The 17,276-nt window shown below is 60.9% G+C and carries 11 protein-coding genes; all 11 read left to right on the top strand.

Translation table 11 applies throughout. The features are described 5' to 3' along the window. Positions 1-11 precede the first annotated feature (11 nt). The 11 genes from CAP40_RS18010 to CAP40_RS17965 all read left to right on the top strand — a co-directional run bounded on the left by CAP40_RS18010 (position 12) and on the right by CAP40_RS17965 (position 16,870). Positions 12-719 (top strand): hypothetical protein, encoded by a 708-nt coding sequence (locus CAP40_RS18010; protein ID WP_256924349.1) that lies wholly within the window; start codon positions 12-14, stop codon positions 717-719. A gap of 157 nt (positions 720-876) precedes the next feature. Continuing rightward, positions 877-1,650 (top strand): hypothetical protein, encoded by a 774-nt coding sequence (locus tag CAP40_RS20265; RefSeq protein ID WP_144034425.1) that lies wholly within the window; start codon positions 877-879, stop codon positions 1,648-1,650. 410 nt (positions 1,651-2,060) lie between these two features. Next, entirely contained in the window at positions 2,061-5,069 is a 3,009-nt protein-coding gene (locus CAP40_RS18005) for a BPTD_3080 family restriction endonuclease (protein WP_086130936.1), read from the top strand. Between the two features lie 157 nt (positions 5,070-5,226). Continuing rightward, positions 5,227-6,024, top strand: a complete 798-nt coding sequence (locus CAP40_RS18000) for an NYN domain-containing protein (protein WP_086130935.1) — start codon at positions 5,227-5,229, stop codon at positions 6,022-6,024. Then, positions 6,024-8,822, top strand: a complete 2,799-nt coding sequence (locus CAP40_RS17995; protein ID WP_086130934.1) for a site-specific DNA-methyltransferase — start codon at positions 6,024-6,026, stop codon at positions 8,820-8,822. The genes CAP40_RS18000 and CAP40_RS17995 overlap by 1 nt, the downstream gene beginning before the upstream one ends. Beyond that, a complete protein-coding gene (locus tag CAP40_RS20260; protein WP_144034424.1) occupies positions 8,823-9,368 on the top strand; it encodes a GIY-YIG nuclease family protein in 546 nt (181 codons plus the stop codon). Next, complete coding sequence (locus CAP40_RS17985) at positions 9,365-11,398, top strand: 3'-5' exonuclease (RefSeq protein WP_086130932.1); 2,034 nt, start codon at positions 9,365-9,367, stop codon at positions 11,396-11,398. Before CAP40_RS20260 ends, CAP40_RS17985 begins: the two co-directional genes overlap by 4 nt. A gap of 75 nt (positions 11,399-11,473) precedes the next feature. Further along, the gene (locus CAP40_RS17980; RefSeq protein WP_218822173.1) at positions 11,474-12,199 is read left to right on the top strand and encodes a hypothetical protein; all 726 of its coding nucleotides are present in this window, start codon (positions 11,474-11,476) and stop codon (positions 12,197-12,199) included. Between the two features lie 2 nt (positions 12,200-12,201). Next, positions 12,202-12,687, top strand: coding sequence for a metallophosphoesterase family protein (locus tag CAP40_RS17975; RefSeq protein ID WP_086130930.1), 486 nt, complete (start codon positions 12,202-12,204; stop codon positions 12,685-12,687). Continuing rightward, positions 12,687-15,599 (top strand): AAA family ATPase, encoded by a 2,913-nt coding sequence (locus tag CAP40_RS17970; protein WP_086130929.1) that lies wholly within the window; start codon positions 12,687-12,689, stop codon positions 15,597-15,599. The genes CAP40_RS17975 and CAP40_RS17970 overlap by 1 nt, the downstream gene beginning before the upstream one ends. Beyond that, complete coding sequence (locus CAP40_RS17965) at positions 15,596-16,870, top strand: McrC family protein (protein WP_086130928.1); 1,275 nt, start codon at positions 15,596-15,598, stop codon at positions 16,868-16,870. The genes CAP40_RS17970 and CAP40_RS17965 overlap by 4 nt, the downstream gene beginning before the upstream one ends. The last annotated feature ends 406 nt before the right edge of the window (positions 16,871-17,276 follow it).

Below are 17,276 nucleotides of genomic sequence, written 5' to 3'. Positions count from 1 at the left end.
GCCCGGACCTCGTGACCGAACTGACCGCGGGCCAAAAACTGCCGCTTGCCGCCGTCGGGGCAGAACAACTCGATATCATTCTCGAGACCGTGACCCGCGTCTGGCTCGACCTGATGCGAGACCAGCCGACGTCGCTGGATCTCGATGAGGCCGAAATCAACATGATGCTCGCCGCGAGACTCAACAATCTGCGATCTAGTGATCCACTCTGGACCCAGCTGGTATCAACGGTAGCGAGAGGGGTGGAAAGCATCAGCTTCGACGGCGCCCATCTCGAGCGGCGCCCTGATCTTTCCATATTTCTCACAGGCCGCCATCCTTCCTTCCCCATCGTCGTGGAATGCAAGCTCATCGACCGGTCCACCTCCAAAGGCGCCGACCTATATTGCAGGAATGGACTCGCCCGTTTCGTCGAGGGGCAGTATGCTTGGGCCAATCGCGAGGCGGTGATGATCGCCTATGTCCGTGACGATTCCACGCTAGAAGCCCACCTGACGCCGTTGCTGGAACGGTCGATGTCCGGCAACACAGATCCTTGGCACACGCGCGAGCTGCCGATTGCGAGCCCGGGAGCCTCGCTTCCAACCGCCTCCTCCAGCCATGGACGGCCTTTTTTCTACCCGAGCGAAATCGGTGGCAGCACCCCGGGCGACATCGCGATCTGGCATCTCTGGCTTCGCGGAAACTCTCCAGAAACCGGAGACATCGGCCAAGAGTGAGATCACGACTACAAGGTAGTTGAGTGCGAGGTACCTTTGGTAGTCAACCCGCAGCTCACTGGCACGTAGTTTGACGGCCATTGCCGGAGCGTCGTGAAATCGAAAGAAACGACTTAGACTGAGGCGCATCAAGGGTTTCTAGGTGAGGAGTGCCTCTTTGCGTGATCGACTGTCTAGTTCTCCAATCAGCGAATTCCTTACCCTGAGCGAGAACCTAGAAATATATGAGTGTGAAAATTTCTTACTCGATGGCGTAGTCGAAAAGCATGGCCTCGCTTATTGGGCGGCACACACGCTTCATTTCCATCTGGAGCTAGATGGAAAGAAACCTTACACGGCTGAAGAGCATTTTCCTGCTGTGCGAGACCTCATCGCGAGCGGCCTCAAGGCCGCAGGCTTCGTTCGTCAAGGAGGAGATGTCAAGGCGTGTAGTGATGAATTAGCGATGAACGCTTGTCTCATTGGCCAATACACCGAGGAGTGTAGCCTTTATTATCAGGTCAACGCGCTCTTACGCAAAGGCCATCATGGCGAAGATGTGAGTGCACATCCTTTGGTTCCGTGGATTGCGCATCTCAATGCCATCATTCGAAATGAACCAGAGCATCTCGGCGTCACCTTCCGAGGCGCAGCTTTCGTTATTGAGACGATAGAAAAATATATACCCGGGCAGCAATTCGTCTGGGCAAGCTTTACATCGGTCTCGACGCGTATCGATGCCTGCCTTGATGGAAACGTCACTTTCCGCATTCAACCAAAAAGCGGGATTTCAATGCACGGAAAACGCGCCCCACGCTTGATAGCGCGCTACTCTCAGTTTCCAGAAGAGGACGAAGCAATCTTACCGCTGGGGTGCGCATTTCGGGTCATCCGCAATGAGAAGGTCGGTCCGCACCATGAGATCGATCTCGACCTTTATGATCATTGGTAACGAGCGATTGCTAATCTCGTGATACTCGCGTTGCTGGGCAACGGCCTGAAATAACGTCGGCTTTGAGGCGATGAACCGCCATCGCCGAACGACCAGAATTGGGGCGCTTTGCTGACACAGAGAGCACCGGCGCCATTCAAGCAACGCCTTCAATATTAATATTTTTATTACGGGACCGATCGAGTCCGCCCCCAAAACGGCCCCCGTGCAAGCTCCATCCGCCGCGATAGGCATCGCCGGAGGGCTGCCGGCCATCTAGCGCCCGCCCGCTCGCGCCGTAATGGATCATAAAGCAGAACTTCCGCCAACACTTATCATCGCGTCGCGCTTGACGGACTTGGGTTACAAGAACCATTCAGGAACGCGCTGAGGCGGCCGGGAGAGGGTCGGGGTGCGGGGGCGATGTTCGAATGAGTGAAGCTTTTTTTCAGTCGCCAATCTTGAACTCTCCGTATGAAGAGCCGGGTCGTCATTGGGAGCTTGATGGAAATGGCCAGCCGACGAGCGTAATCGTGTCTCGTCGTAGGCCCAGTGCACTTGTGTCGCCTATTCCCAAGGCGCGAAAGGTCCGCGGTAAGGCGATGCAGGCGGACCTGTTAGCCGACGACACGGGCCAGGAGTATAATCCGACGGAAGTCGTCAATGGCATTAGGTCCGCGGTCGAGAGCTGGCGGACACTGCCCGAAAGCCAATGGCAAGTAACCGCGACTACCGCGCGATTGCTTCGTCACTGGCGCACCCACAAGTTCGCCAACCAGAAGCCGTTTTTCTGCCAGGTCGAAGCAGTTGAGACAGTGATCTGGCTGACCGAGGTAGCTCCGCGGTCTTCTTCGCAAGGCAAGCGCTTCTGGACGCATCTCGAAGCCGCCAATGCCGTGTCGAACCCAGAACTCATGCGCATGGCGCTAAAGCTGGCAACTGGCGCAGGTAAGACGACCGTCATGGCGATGTTGATCGCATGGCAAACGCTGAATGCGGTGCGACACCCTAGCGCGAAACGCTTCTCCAAGGGCTTCCTGATTGTCGCCCCTGGGATCACCATCAAGGACAGACTGCGGGTCCTCCAGCCGAACGATCCAGAGAGCTATTATAAGGGCCGTGAGATCGTACCCGAGGACATGCTGCTCGATCTTGGTCGCGCAAAAATCGTCATCACAAATTATCATGCCTTCAAGAAGAAGGACGAGGTGCCGCTGAACAAGGTGCAGCAGGCCGCGCTTCGCACCACTCCGAAGCCGGAGAGCGATGGAGCGATGATCCGTCGCGTGGCGGGCGAGCTCATGGGCCTCAAGAACATCGTCGTTCTCAATGACGAAGCCCATCATTGCTACCGGGAACGCCCGCCGCTGCCCGGCGAGGAACTGAAGGGCGACGAACTGGCCGAGGCCCGGGAGAACAATGAGGCTGCGCGGCTTTGGATTTCCGGCATCGAAGCGGTGAAGCGCGAGCTGGGCGTCTCTATGGTTTACGACCTGTCAGCGACACCCTTCTTTCTGCGAGGCTCCGGCTACCGGGAAGGCTCGCTGTTCGGATGGGTGATGAGCGACTTCAGCCTGATGGATGCGATCGAGTGCGGCATCGTGAAGCTGCCGCGCGTGCCGGTGATGGACAATGTGCCAGGCGGCGACACACCGATGTTCCGCAACCTGTGGGATCATGTCGGTAAGCATTTGCCGAAAAAGGGCCGAGGCAATGCGAAGGGGCTTGACCCCCAGAAGCTGCCCAACGAGCTGCTGACCGCGATCGACGCGCTCTATGGACACTATGAGAAGACGCACGCGCTTTGGCGCGAGGCGGGCGTTGGCGTGGATCCGGTGTTCATCGTCGTGTGTAACAACACAGCCACATCGAAACTCGTCCACGACTATATCGCCGGCTACGAAATTCAGGACGCGAACGGCAATGTGACGCCGGTGACAGGCAAATGCCTGCTGTTCCGCAATTTCGATCCCGATGGATCCGCACTCCCGCGAATGCGCACTTTGCTGATCGACAGCCATCAGCTTGAGAGCGGCGAAGCGATCAGTACCGACTTTCGCGATGCTGCGTCCGACGAGATCGCACGCTTCAAGGATGAGCTGATCCAACGCACCGGTGATCGCGCTGCGGCCGAGAAGATCGACGATGCTGCGATCCTGCGCGAGGTGATGAATACCGTTGGGCGCAAGGGGCAACTCGGCGAGGGCATTCGTTGCGTTGTATCGGTCTCGATGCTGACCGAGGGCTGGGATGCCAATACCGTTACGCACGTCCTCGGTATCCGCGCATTCGGTACCCAGCTATTGTGTGAGCAGGTGATCGGCCGTGCCTTGCGGCGCCAATCGTATCAGCTTCAGGCTGATGGTCATTTCGCTGTGGAATATGCCGACGTGCTGGGCATCCCATTCGACTTCACTGCACAGCCCGTCGTTGCGCCGCCAAAACCGCCCGAAAACATGGTCCGCGTCCATGCAATCAGCCCGGCGCGTGACACGTCCGAGATCCGCTATCCGCGCGTCGAGGGCTATCGCACCGAGCTGCCGAGCGAACGGCTCACCGCGACCTTTTCGAACGACTCGACGCTCGAGCTAACGCCCGAACTGGTTGGCGCGACTGAGACAGTGAACTCTGGCATCATTGGCGAAACGGCCGATCTGACCATCGAGCATCTCGCCGACACGCGCGCAGCTACGATCCACCTCAAACTCGCCGAATGGATCGTGAAGCGGAAAATGACGAATACGGGAGACCGACCCAATGTCGGGCTCATCATCCAGGCGAAGTCGATCGTGCGCCAATGGATGGCCGATCATCTCGTGCTGGCCGGAGGTACGCAGCCGGCGCAGCTCCTCTACTACAACATCGCCGATCGTGTGGCCGACCGGATCATGGCGGCGATCACCCGTGGGCAGGAAGGCGGTGGGCGCGTGCTCGCGATGCTGGATCCCTATAACCGCGAAGGCAGCACCCGACACGTCAGCTTCATGACGAGCAGGGACCGCTACGAAACGGGCGAGCGCTGCCACATAAACTACGCCGTGATCGATAGCGACTGGGAGGCTGAGTTCTGTCGCGTTGCGGACAAGCATCCGCGCGTCCTCGCCTGGGTTAAGAACCATAATCTTGGCTTCGAAGTGCCTTATAGTGCCGGAGGGGAAGCGAAGCGCTATCGCCCGGACTTCATCCTACGCATCGATGACGGCCATGGCCCCGACGATCCGCTCAATCTCGTGGTCGAGATTAAGGGCGCGCGTGACGAAGACGACAAAGACAAAGCTGAAACTATGCGCACCCTGTGGGTGCCGGGGGTAAACGCGCTCAGCGAGCATGGCCGTTGGGGCTTTGCCGAGTTCACCGATGTCTGGACCATCGCTACGGAGTTCGCCGCTAAGGTAGAGGCATGGCTGGACGAGGTTGCTTTGGGGGAGGCAGTCGCGTGAGTGATACACATTCTGTGTATAAATTTAATTGCAAAGTAGGATTTGCACGCCTACATAGCGCCTACATCCGCCCCTTGAGAGTAGGTTCGCTCGAACATCCAGAGCGTTACCGAAATCTTGGGGCCTTTTCGTTTCTGCGCCTCGCGGGAGCGAACGGATGAGCCGCGAAATCGCAATCCTTATCGATGGCGGCTTCCTGACGAAGCGCCTGACCCGCTTGGTAGCGAACCCCGAAAAGCTGACGCCCAAAAAGGTAGTCGCGATCGTCCGCGCGATGTGCAAGGAGCATGTGCAGCGCCTGACGGATGACGACAGCTCCAACTGGCATCAGCACGTCTATCGCATTTTCTACTATGACGCGCCCCCTTTCGAGGGACAGGCGCACCATCCGCTGAGTCGCAAGCAGATAAATTATGCCAAGAGTGACCAGGCGGCTTTTCAGCGTGAGCTATTCGATCTCATGCGCAAGCAACGCAACGTAGCGTTGCGACTAGGCACACTTAGCAAGCTAAGCGGCTGGACACTTCAAAGCGAACAACTGACCAAGCTTCTGCGCACCAAGCCGCTAATCGAGACACTCGCTGCAATACCGCCGCTTGCGGACGGATCGATCAACGTCAGCGCCGCAGACGTGGCTGAACTGGCGGCCCAGGCGAAGCACTGGAACGCGCTTCAGGATTGGATGATCCGGCTCGATCTACGCCAGAAGGGGGTGGATATGCGCATCGGCCTGGACATCGCTTCGATCACCCTCAAGCGCCTGGCTTCAACGATCATCCTGGTAGCGGGGGACGCCGATTTCGTACCCGCCGCCAAGCTCGCACGGCGCGAAGGCTTGCAGTTCATTCTCGATCCGCTTTGGCAGTCAGTGTCGGATGATCTTTTCGAGCACATTGACGGGCTGAAAACCGCGCTGAAGCGCCCGGCCAGCCTGAAGGACAAGGACAAAGCCTGATGGCTAAGAAGCCGCTTACCGTTGAAACTCTGACGCACGACGAGGCGACGCGCCTGAACGCGCCCACGGCGGAGCTGGAAGCGTTCGTGCCGCCGGAAGTGAAGACGCCGATCCGCGCGGCGTACGAGCGTCGCAACCCCGATCTGGACCCGCAACTCGTCTGGCGCGGCAAGGATATGGCCGATTGGTCCGATCTGATCGTCGAGGCGCCGCCGCTCTACATTCAGGAGAAGATCCACCCCAAAGCGCTGGTCGAAGATCTGAAGCGCGCCAGCGCGCGACGCCAGGAGCCGGAGGCCGCGCCGGATCTGTTCGCCGATTTCAACGGGATCGAGCCAGACCAGCGCACCGAGTTCTACGAGCACGACCAGCACTGGTCGAACCGCATGATCCTGGGCGACGGCTTGAAGGTGATGGCGAGCCTGGCCGAGCGCGAGGGGCTGAAGGGTCAGGTACAGTGCATCTATATCGACCCGCCTTATGGCATCAAATTCAACTCCAACTTTCAGTGGAGCACCACCAGCCGCGACGTGAAGGACGGCAAGGCCGACCATTTCAGCCGCGAGCCCGAGCAGGTGAAGGCGTTCCGCGACACCTGGGCGGACGGCATCCACAGCTACCTCACCTATCTGCGCGATCGGCTGACCGTGGCGCGCGATCTGCTGACCGAGAGCGGGTCGGTGTTCGTGCAGATCGGTGATGAGAATGTCCATCGCGTGCGTGCGCTGATGGATGAGGTGTTTGGGGATGAGAATTGCGTCGCCACGATCACCATCACCAAGACGGCCGGTCAGACCGCAGAACTTTTGCCCGGAGTGGCCGACTTCGTTCTTTGGTTCGCCAAGGACAAGGGTAAAGCAAAATTCCGCCGGCCGTTGAGAGATAAAAATCTTAGCGATGACAACTCGGGCGTATATCGCTGCGTTTTCGGCCCGGACATGAACGTGCGGAGGCTTGGCGATCAGGAGCTGTCGGATTTCGCGGCGGCAAATGGCGATGCACAAGTTTTCTGCCTCGATAATTTCACTTCTCAACGCCCGCCCGGCAGCTTTCCAATTAGCTTCAAAGGGAAGGCGTTCACGCCGGGCAAAGGGTACTGGAAAACCGGTGAGACTGGCGCTGAGAGGCTGACGAAAGCCAACCGGGTTTTCGCGGCTTCAAATTCGCTCAGGTATATACGCTTCATCGGTGATTACCGGGCGGCGGAAATAGGCAACGTCTGGACCGATATGGGGACGGGCAGTTTCACGGATGAAAAAGTTTATGTTGTCCAAACAGGCAGCAAAACCGTCCAACGCTGCATCCTGATGACCACCGACCCCGGCGACCTCGTCCTCGATCCCACCTGCGGATCGGGCACCACCGCCTATGTCGCAGAGCAATGGGGCCGGCGATGGATCACGATGGATACCAGCCGGGTCGCGCTGGCGCTGGCCCGCGCGCGAATCATGGGCGCGCGCTATCCCTGGTATCTGCTCGCCGACAGCCGCGAGGGGCAGTTGGAGGAAGGCAAGGTCACGCGCACCGTCCCTGCCGACACGCCCACCTATGGCCGCATTCGCCAGGGCTTCGTCTACAAGCGCGTGCCGCACATCACGCTCAAGTCGATCGCCAATAATGCTGAGATCGACACGATCTGGGAGACCTATCAGACGAAACTGGAGCCGCTGCGCCAGGCGATCAACGCCACGCTCGGCGCCGACTGGCAGGAATGGGAAATCCCGCGCGAACTCACCGCGCAGCAATCCGCCGCGGCCGAGCCCCATGCCGCCTGGTGGCAGGCGCGCATCGCACGCCAGAAGGAGATCGATGCCTCGATCGCCGCCAAGGCGGAGACGGAGTATCTCTACGACCAGCCCTATGAGGACAAGGGCCGCGTCCGCGTTGCCGGCCCGTTCACGGTCGAGAGCCTCTCGCCGCACCGCGTCCCCGCGATGGACGTGGACGACAGCCTGTTCGACGAGCTGGAGGCAGCCGAAGGCCGGCGCCAGGCCGGCGCTGCGTCCGAGAGCGCCGATTTTGCCGAGATGGTGCTGGAAAACCTGAAGCGCTCGGGCGTGCAGCAGGCCCACAAGGCCGATCGCCTGGTGTTCTCTTCGCTCAAGCCTTGGCCCGGCCGCTTCATTTGTGCCGAAGGCGCGGTGCGGCAGGCGTCCGAGGGCGAAAGCGACACGCTATCAGACAGCCCCACGCGCCGCGCCGCGATCCTGATCGGGCCAGAATATGGCACCGTTTCCCGCGCCGACCTGACCGCAGCCGCCCGCGAGGCGATGGAGGCGGGCTTCGACCTGCTGATCGCCGCCTCGTTCAACTTCGACGCCCATGCCTCCGAGTTTGATCGGATGGGTGCACTCACCGTGCTCCAGGCGCGGATCAACCCGGACCTGCATATGCCGGACCTCGCCAGCACGGGCGCCGGCAACCTGTTCACCGTCTTCGGCGAGCCGGACATTCAGGTGCACGATGAGGGTGACGGCTGCATCAGCATCGAGGTGGCAGGCATCGATATGTACAGGGGCGGCGAGATCGTCGCCAGCGACGCCGACGACATTGCCGTCTGGTTCATCGACACGGACTACAACTACGAGAGCTTCTTCGTCCGCCACGCTTACTTCCCCGGCGCGAACGATCCCTACAAGGCGCTCAAGACCACGCTGAAGGCGGAAATCGACGCCGACGCCTGGGAAAGCTTGAAACGCACCCGCTCGCGCCCCTTCCACAAGCCGAAGGGCCGCCGGGTGGCGGTGAAGGTCATCAACCACCTTGGCGATGAGGTGATGAAGGTGGTGGGGGTGTAGATGCTGTTCCAGAATTATGGACTATTCTGGCACGCCGACAGGATCACCTGGGGAAGCCCCGGTAAAGGCAACCAGGGGAAATTGCTCGGGCGCCAAAGGGTAAAGGAAGACCCAATCGACTTCCGATACCAGCGTGGCGTCTACGCTCTGTACGACGAAAACTTCAAAATTCTCTATGTCGGTCAAGCCGGCTACGGAAATAAGCGCCTCTATGACCGACTCGACAATCACATGACCGATCACCTTGGAGAGCGCTGGCAGCGTTTTTCCTGGTTCGGAATAGATCCAGTCGTCGGCAAGGCCGGCAAACGATATGTTGAAGAGCGCGATCCCTCGGCACCACCTGTCGACGCGGTACTGAACCACCTAGAAGCTATCCTGATCGCGGCCGCCGAGCCCGCGCTCAATCGCCAAGGCGGCAAATTTGGTGAAGCAGAGCAATTCTTTCAGTCTTGGGAGGAAGATGACGAAGACGAAGTTCTCGAGGCAATCGGCACGCTGAGTAAACGGCTCGACGAAATTGAGCGACGTCTCAAGCGGCAATGACGCTCCTCTACGCCTCGACCTTCACTAAGGCGCTCGACCGCCTAACCTCTGCTGAACAGAAGCAGGTGAAGATCACTGCCTTCGACTTGGCTCAGGACGAGAGCGGCAATGGGCTGTCGCTCCACCGCGTCGAGGCGGCGCCCGGTTTCTGGACCGTGCGAGTCAACCAGGACATTCGCATCGTCCTGCATAAGGACGGGGACCACACGTTGTTGGCGTGGGTGGGGCATCATAACGAAGCATATCGGTGGGCCGAACGGCGCCGGCTTGTGCCACATGAGCGGACCGGTGCGATGCAACTCGTCGAGGTCGTTGAGCGAACCGAAGAGCGTCTCGTTTACACCGAGAGAGTTCATGGAACTGCGCCAGAACCGGTAGCGACGCACCGGCCGTTCGCGACGCTATCTGATGATGCACTGCTGGATGTCGGCGTTCCGCGTGACTGGCTCGAGGCTGTTCGCTCCGCCGACGAGGCGAGCGTCGATGGTCTTTTTGCCTCGCTTCCGGATGAAGCGGCCGAGGCGTTGCTTGATTTCGCTACCGGCGGGCGGATCGAGGATCATATCGCAACTCCGGCAGAGCCGGGCACCGATCCCTTTTCGCATCCAGATGCGCAACGTCGCTTCCGCGCGGTGGAGGGCCTGGAAGAGCTTAGGGCAGCGCTCGATGCCCCGTTTGCACAGTGGGCAGTATTCCTGCATCCTGCGCAACGCGGACCTGTCACCCGCGACTGGAAGGGCCCTGCGCGCATTTCCGGGTCAGCCGGCACAGGCAAGACGATTGTTGCGCTGCATCGCGCGGTTCACCTAGCCCGCCGCCCGGACTCACGGGTACTACTGACGACTTTCTCCAAGCCGCTCGCCGCCAGCCTCGACGGCAAGGCGATCCTGATGACCGATGCGTCTCCCGAAGTGCGCGAAAGACTGAAAGTACGCGCGATCGACCAGGCTGCTCACGAACTCTACGCGCAGGCGTTCGGCCAGCCGAACTTGGCGACGACCGCTCAGATCAGCGCGGCGATCGGGGTTGCGGTTGAAGCCGGCCTCGGCACCGGCCACAGCCCCGCCTTTCTTCTTGAGGAGTGGGAGGAGCTAGTCGATGCTTGGGGACTTCACGACGCGGAAGCCTATGCTCAGGTGCCCCGTATTGGGCGGCGCACGCGGCTGGGCCTGAAACAGCGTGAGAGCGCGTGGGCGGTGTTCGCCTTTGTTCGCCAGGAGCTCGCAGCTCGCGGTGCAGTGACGCTTGCCGATGTGTACGGACGTCTTACGCGCTGGATCGACGATGGTGGGCGGCTCCCGTTCACCCATGTGGTTGTCGACGAAGCGCAGGACCTTTCTGTAGCGCAAGTGCGGTTCCTCGCTGCAGCCGGACGCACTGGAACCCGAGATGCACTGTTCTTCACAGGTGATCTTGGGCAGCGCATCTTCCACCTGCCCTTCTCTTGGGCGAAGCTCGGGCTCAATGTGCGCGGCCGCGCTCAGGTCCTCAAGGTCTGCTATCGAACCTCGCATCAAATCCGCCATGCGGCCGATCGCCTACTGGCGCCTGAGATTTTCGACCAGGACGGGATTGAGGAAAGTCGGCGCGGAACGGTTTCTGTTTTCGATGGCCCGGAACCGATCGCGCAGCTGTTCCACGACGAAGACGCGGAGATCGCCGGGGTAGCGGCATGGCTTCACGCGCGAATGGACGAGCAGACCGCCGCATACGAGCTGGCGATCCTGATCCGGGGCGAGGCACAATTGGCACGTGCTCGTGCGGTCGTGAAGACGACGGACGACTCAATTGCAGTTGTCACCATGCATGACGCAAAAGGGTTGGAGTTCCGCGCTGTGGCCGTGATGGCGTTGGACGAAGACGTCCTTCCAGATCCTGAGCGGCTTTCAGGCATCGGCGATATGGCCGATTTGGAAGCCGTACAGAACACCGAACGCCACCTCCTCTACGTTGCCGCAACCCGCGCGAGAGACAGGTTAATGCTCTCGGGCGTCTCCCCCGGCTCGGAGTTCATCGATGATCTATTTTGAGCTGGACCATCGCAGCCCGAACCTACCATCTGTGGCGAAGTCGTGCCGCATGTCCCGATTGACGGGTCCACGAGCGTGGTGTTCGTGCTCAGCCGCGCCCAAGCCGAAGCGCGGACGCAAGGGGAAAACGGAAGCCTAGGGATGACGGGGTGGAGGGTCGCCAGCCTGAACGATTTCGGCCGCACACGACTGTCGCAGCATTTCTACATGCGCGACTTCCTGTTTTCGGACATCGCGGCGGTGCATGGCCTGGTCAATGCGCCGGACGATCCGGAACTGGCTGTCGCGGCCGGAACGCAGCTGTGCGAGCAGTTGCTTGAGCCGCTGCAGCGCCTGTTCGGCCGCGTCGCGATCCGCTCCGCCTATCGCTCATGCGCCGTGAACCAGCTCGGGAACGAGAGGGGACATAACTGCGCAAGCAACGCCAAGAACTATGCCGCGCATATATGGGACCGGCGAGATGCCGCCGGCCATATGGGCGCGATGGCCTGCATCGTCCTGGCCGAATTTGTCGATGCCTTCCCCGGCGACGGCGATTGGACCCGGCTCGCCTGGTGGATCCACGATCACCTGCCTTACGCAACGCTCGAGTTCTTTCCGACGAACTGGGCCGTCAACATCGGCTGGCACGAACAGCCGGCACGCTCGATCTACAGCTACGCCAAATGGCAGGCCGACGCGGGATGGAAGCGAAACGGCTACCTGACCCGGCCCGGCATGGCGAACCACGCGACCGGGCATCGGACGGAATGGGAAGCGCTGGGGGAGCGCTTTCCTCTGGCAACTGGCGGGCAGAACTGAAGATGCCGACGTGGTTCATTGCGGACACCCATTTCGGCAAGCAGCCCGGCGGGCGCTGCAAATGGTCCGGCATGTCCGCTGGGGAGCTGGACGCCCTGATCGAAGCCAATTGGCGCGATCGTGTCGCTGAAAACGATGTCATCTGGCACCTGGGCGACATCGGCCCGGACTGGCGCCGCCTCGCAACGCTACCGGGCGTCAAGCACCTGATCCTCGGCAATGACGACAAGAAGGACAAGGAAGAGAGGGCGGAAATCGAGGCCAGTCGGATCTTCGAGACGGTACGCAATCGTCACCGGCTGGAGGTGGATGGCGGATCGCTGTTCCTGATCCACATCCCAGCCGAAGCGAAGCGCAAGCCCGCGCACGAGGTGATCCATGGCCACCTCCACCACTTGCCCTCCGTGCCCGGCCACCGTTCGGTGTCCGTGGATCGAACCGGCTGGGCGCCGCAACGCCTCGAAGAACTTCTGACACGGAGCAGCTGATGCGTGACGCTGAGTTCCGCGCTTGGCTGGGTCGGCGTACCTATCAAGGCCAAAGCCTCACCCAAAAGGGCGTGAATAATCGCGTGCGGAAGGCGCCGCGTATCGAGCGCGCGTTGGGCGAACTCGGCTTTGCCGAGCCAGACCTCGAAACACTGCATGCGAATGGCCGCTGGCCCGAACTTGTGAAAGCAGTCCGCGGGGTCGCGGCAGATTGGCGCTCGAATGAAGCCGCCGCGCGGAAGATGGCGCCACAGGCCACCGATCCCACGCGACAGCTCACCAATCTGATCAACGTCGCGCGGCAGTACGGGCACTTCGTTGAGGGTAAGGATCCGAACTACGATAGCGAGGGGGACGAACCGGAGGCCGAAGAAATCGATGAGGCGGCGCTGGAAGCGCTTAGGGAGCGCTTCCTTGCGGCGCACGACGATTTCGAAAGCGGAGGCGGTTTCACGGGACGGAGCGGCTATCACGAGCAGGAAGATGACTATAAGCGTACGCTGATCGCGGCGGTTGAGGCGCTGCTGGCCGAAAACCCGAATAGCGCTGCGCTCGGCAGATCCTTGCTGGCGGCCGTGCTGGACGACCCCAAAATGAATCTTATCGGCGATCGTCGCCGGAAGGACCATTTGCGCATCGTGCGCGATCGGTCGGATGGAGCCTTCGAGACCGCGGTAGGCACTCTTACCTTATCGAAGGACGAACCGCCGCAGGCAGCAGCGGCGTTCGTCGATACCGCTTGGCCGCTAGTGCTCGAAGGCAGTGAGCACAGCAAACCGTATGGCGACATTCGCGTGCTGGCCACGCTGTTCCAGGCACTAGCGCGCCCGACCGAGGCGATCGCAGTCAGCTACACGCGCTTCTACAATCTCGGCATGGCGCTGTGGGGTCGCTCCCTCTTCGGCAACAACCCGCTCACGGCGGCCGAATATGAGCATGTCCTCGCACTCTCCGCCGAGCTGTTCACCGCCATGCGGGATTGGGGCTGGCATCCGCGCGATTTGTGGGATGTGCAGGGTTTTATCTGGGTCACCTGCGGAGAGAAGCTGGAGATGGACGGAAGCAGCCAGACGAACGGCACGGGGCAGAGCGATCGCATCCGCCAATATGCGCTCGAACACTATGTTCAGCCCGCGCGTGCGCGAGGTGAGCGGAGTCTGTCGATCCGGGTGGGTGAGCTGCACAACGCACTTGGGCTGAAGCAGGCACATCCGAACGTCTGCTCGACACTTCGCGGGCAGAAATTCCTGGCGATGGCGAACCTTCGCGCGCCCACGCATAGTGGCCCCGACACCAGTTCCACCACGGTGCTGATCTTCAATCTTGGCGCGGAGACGCATGCCACTTCTCCCGACGCCGGACCGGTAAACCTGATCCTCTACGGCCCGCCTGGCACCGGCAAGACCTATGCCACGGCCGCCGAAGCCGTCAGGCTATGCGGTGAAGCAGTGCCGGACGAGCGGGAGGCGCTGATGGCGCTCTATCGCTCGCTGCACCAGAAAGGGCGCATCGCCTTCGTCACCTTCCACCAGAATTTCAGTTACGAGGATTTCGTCGAGGGCCTGCGCCCCGTCACTGCGACGCAGGAGGAGGGCACCGGAGCAAGCGCAGGCTTCAGCCTCCAGCCGCAGGACGGCATCTTCAAGTTGGTCGCCGATCTCGCGGCGAACAATCGCGGCAAGGCTGCCGGCGGTGGCACCCCGGTGATCGATCGCAACCGCAAGATCTTCAAGATGTCGCTCGGGCGCAGCTGGGCATCCGAAGACGACGCAATCTATCAGGACGCCATCCGCGGCGGCTATGTGGTGCTCGGCTGGGGCGGCGAGATCGATTGGTCGGGCACGCACTATGACGCATGGGACTCGATCAAGGAACGCTGGCGGCAGGATCATCCCGATGCAAGCGGCAACGATCCCAACTTGTCGCAGATGTTCGCCTTTCGCATCAACATGCAGATTGGCTCGCTGGTCGTTATCTCGGACGGGAACCGCAAATTCCGCGCGGTCGGCGAGATCACCGGTCCGTATCAATTCGTCCCGGGTCCGAACGGGGAATATAACCATCGCCGTCCGGTGCGTTGGCTATGGCACAGCGACGAAAGCCTGCCGCGCGAACTCATCTACGACAAGGAACTGAGCCAAGTTTCGGTGTATCAGATGAACGGCCGCCACGTGAACTGGGACGGGCTGGAGCAAATCGTCGCGGGGGGCGACGCGACGACCACGACCGGGGCGCCGGAGCCCTTCGTGCTGATCATCGACGAGATCAACCGCGCCAACATCTCGAAGGTGTTTGGTGAGCTGATCACGCTTCTCGAACCGGACAAGCGCCTCGGCCAGGAAAATGCGCTCACCGTCCGGCTGCCCTATTCCAAGCAGGAGTTCGGCGTTCCCGCCAACCTCCATATTATTGGCACGATGAATACGGCCGACCGCTCGATCGCGCTGCTCGACACCGCGTTGCGCCGACGCTTCGTGTTCCGTGAGCTGGCACCTGATCCCTCGCTTCTGCCTGAAAGCGTCGACGCCGTGCCCCTGCGCAAGGTGCTGGGGATCGTCAACGACCGCATCGAATATCTGATCGATCGCGAGCACCGTATCGGCCACGCCTTTTTCATCGCGTGTCGGAGCCGGGCGGATGTCGATGCCGCGATGCGCAACAAGATCATTCCCCTGCTCCAGGAGTATTTCTTCGAGGACTGGGGCCGCGTAGCCGCGGTGCTCGGCGAGCCTGCAGGCAAGGGCGGCGGCTTCCTGGATTGCCGCAAGCTCAAGGACCCGACCGGGCAAGGCGGCGAGGAGCGCCATAGCTGGAGTGTGCGGGAGACGTTCGCGGAGGATGCGTATGATCGGCTAGTGGGCAGGTTCCCTCCCGCGACGATCCTCGACGTCGCGGATGAGGCCACGGAGTGACGCATCTCACGGTCCATGAGTGGGGCCGTGTTGCAGTTGGCGACGATGGCTTCTCACGGGAGCAGGCCGATGCGTTGCTCGCCGCGGCTCGGGGACATGCACTCGGTGGTGCCGATGGCACTGACATTCTGTGCGATCATCACCGGTTCCTGCGCGCTCGCCAGGTAGTCGGGGTGGTAGCCGGACGCGGGTGCAGCCTCGAAATCCTGCCCAAGGTCGATCCCGACAGCGTTGAGGAAGGGACCGCGACGGTGCGCAGCCGGCTTGTCCATATGCTCGACGTCGCACTGGGTCTCGATCTCTCGACCGGAGAGGCGACGGCGATGGCGCATCGTGCGGACTCGCTGCTCGAGTTGTTCATTACGCTTTTTGTCGACCGTCTGTTGGCGGAGGTACGTCGAGGCCTGCCCCGCCTCTATCGGTCGCGAGAGGAAGATCTGCGCGCGCTTCGGGGTCAGTTGCATGTAGGAAGGCAGTTTACCGTCAATGCTGTGCGACCGGACCGGCTCGCTTGCCGTTTCGATGAACTTGGCGCCGATGTCCCGCTGATGCAGATCATGAAGGCATGCGTGCTGCTGCTCACGTGGCATGCGCGAGCCGCGGATACGCAGCGCAAGCTGTCAGAACTCCGCTTTCTGTTCGCTGACATAAGTGATGTCCCGTCCGGCGCCTTGCCGTGGCGGGAGGTTCGGATCGATCGGTCGAGCCGGCGCTGGCGCACGCTGCTTGAACTGGCGCTATTGCTACTCGGCACGCGGTGGCAGGAAACTCGTGCCGATGCTCGCGCGCCGGAGGGCGTAACGCTTCTCTTCCCGATGAATGAGCTGTTTGAGCATTACATCGCTGTGCAGCTACGCCACGCTCTCGCCGACACCGAACTCGACGTCGTGGCGCAAGGAGGCTTCGCTTATTGCCTCGGGCCCTGGAGAGACGGCACTACCGTGGTCGCGGACAGTCACCCCACACGCCCAGACATTCTCGTCAAGCGTGGTAACCGCGTCGTCGCCGTGCTCGATACTAAGTGGAAGCATCCCGAGAAGGGCATCTCGCACGCTGACATCTATCAAATGATGGCTTACGCGCGCCTGTACGACTGTCAGCGCCTGACACTGCTCTATCCCGCGCTCCCGGGGGAAGAGGCTCTGAGCACCCACTCTCGCGGCATCGCGCGGGGTGCGGAGCGCCTCGACGTTGCAACAATTTCACTTGAGCAACTGCCTACTGATGTACGAGCCGCGCTTCGTCATCTGGTGGCGAACGCACTTACCTGAATTTCCAAAAATTTTCTGCGCGAGCAATCGACCATAGTTAGCCGAAAACGACCCCCACCCCGTCTTCATAAGGGTGGTACCCTTACGGTTAGGGTTCAAATCGACCCTAGGAAGGGTGCCTTCGGACAATTCAAATTTTGGCCGGAGCGAGCGCTGCAATATCGCACAAAGCGCACTCCTCGGTCGCTCGCGGCTCTCGCGCTTCATCGACCTTATCTGTCGGGGGACCTAGTCGAACCATCCAGCTGCGCGCTGAACGACCAAGGTCTCAGTTACCAACTCACGCGGCATTCGGAAAACACTATCGGAACTAGGCTACCATAGCGAACTCACCACACTCGTCTAACGATGATCGCTATCTGCCCGTCTAGGCAAAGACTGGAGATCGCGCGTGTATTTTCATTGT

The organism is Sphingomonas sp. IBVSS2 (genome assembly GCF_002127225.1).
In the GTDB taxonomy this organism is placed as follows: Bacteria; Pseudomonadota; Alphaproteobacteria; order Sphingomonadales; family Sphingomonadaceae; genus Sphingomonas.
This window is presented reverse-complemented; position numbering and strand designations above follow the sequence as displayed.